Consider the following 736-nt stretch of genomic DNA (forward strand, 5'->3'; position numbering starts at 1 on the left):
GCTGCTTGGGCGGTTCGCTTCCGCCGTGCCGCTGCGCTGGTGGCCAGCACCTGGCCGGGCTGGTGCGCCTGATCCAGCCGGGTGCGCTGCCCTGGCGTGGTGGCGGGCTGCGCACATTGCCGGAAATGGGCGCGATGGGGTTCCCCCTGGTGCCCACCACCCAGGCGGGCAGGGCGTTGCCTATCCGGTGCCCAGGCCGTTGCCGAGCTGCTTGGGCGGTGCGCTGCTGCGCGTGCCGCAGTGCCGCTGCGCTGGTGCGCTCGATCCAGCCGGGTGCGCTGCCATGGCTGGTGGCCAGGCGATGCGCAACCTTGGGTTGCCGAGCTGCTTGGGTGGTGCGCTGCTGCGCGTGCCGCAGTGCCGCTGTGCTGGTGGCCAGGTGGTGCGCAACCTTGGGTTGCCGAGCTGCTTGGGCGGTGCGCTGCTGCGCGTGCCGCAGTGCCGCAGTGCCGCTTCGCTGGTGGCCAGCACCTTGCTGGGCTGTGCGCTCGATCCAGCCAGGTGCGCTGCCCCGGCTGGTGGCCAGGCGATGCGCAACCCGCGGTTGCCGAGCTGCTTGGGCGGTGCGCTGCTGCGCGTGCCGCAGTGCCGCTGCGCTGGTGGCCAGCACCTGGCCGGGCTGTGCGCTCGATCCAGCCGGGTGCGCTGCCCGGTGCTGGTGGCGGGCGGTGCGCAACCTTGGGTTGCCGAGCTGCTTGGGCGGTGCGCTGCTGCGCGTGCCGCAGTGCCGCAGTGC

Annotated in this window: 1 protein-coding gene; it reads right to left on the reverse strand. The window is 73.6% G+C overall.

The window, feature by feature from the left end; translation table 11 throughout:
• Positions 1–180: 180 nt before the first annotated feature.
• On the reverse strand, positions 181–736 hold a 556-nt coding region (locus BN2503_RS20630), incomplete at its 5' end, for a hypothetical protein (protein ID WP_199445294.1).

The sequence above is a fragment of the Paenacidovorax caeni genome (genome assembly GCF_001298675.1).
Lineage (GTDB): Bacteria > Pseudomonadota > Gammaproteobacteria > Burkholderiales > Burkholderiaceae_C > Paenacidovorax > Paenacidovorax caeni.